Genomic DNA, 727 nt, shown 5'->3' on the forward strand with positions numbered 1-727 from the left:
CGCCGTTGGCGACGTTGCCGACGTTCAGCTCGTGCACCGCGGCGGTGAGCTGGGCGGAGCCCCAGGCCGCATCGTAGCGCAGGGCGCCGACGAAGTCGGGCATCCGGTTGCGCTCGATGCCATCGACGAAGCTGTAGCGGGCCGCGGCTCCAGCAGCGTTGTAGCCGATGAACACCGGGATCGGCGAGTTGGTCTGCCCGAACGCGGCCGCCGACGTGTTGAGCGTCACGTTATTAGCGTTGGTGGTCGGCGAGAAGATCGGCGTGCGGCGGAAGGTCGGATCTTCGGCCGAGAGCGTCGCCGAGAAGCCGTTGCCGAGCGTCGCGGTGTAGGCGATCAGGTTGGTCGAGGACACGTCGGAGCCGGCGGTGGCGCCGGCCAGCTCGAAGTCGTGAGCGTAGAAGTCGAAGAACGACGAGGCGCGACCGGCGGTGAAGCCCGCGAACTGGATGAAGGCCTTGTCGGCGTTCACGTACTGCTGCAGCCGGCCGAACTGATCGACACCGAGGGCCGGGTAGGCGTTGCCGATGCGCTGGTTCGTGCCCGAGGTGCCGAGACCGGAATAGCCGGAGCCGCTGCCGGCTTCAAGGCGCACGAACGCGCGAAGGGTGCCGTAGGCGGTCTGGGTGCGGGCGTCGAGGTTGATGCGCAGGCGGGTGCGGTAGCCGGTGCTGTCACCGTTGTTCGAGCCGTTCTGGCGCGAGTACGACGGCTGGTAGGCAGCGTC

Annotated in this window: 1 protein-coding gene; it reads right to left on the bottom strand. The window is 68.2% G+C overall.

From position 1 onward, the window contains the following. Positions 1-727 (bottom strand): porin (locus MKK60_RS21475; protein ID WP_243988515.1); only part of this gene is annotated, 727 nt, incomplete at both ends.

The sequence above is a fragment of the Methylobacterium sp. J-092 genome (genome assembly GCF_022829325.1).
GTDB lineage: Bacteria > Pseudomonadota > Alphaproteobacteria > Rhizobiales > Beijerinckiaceae > Methylobacterium.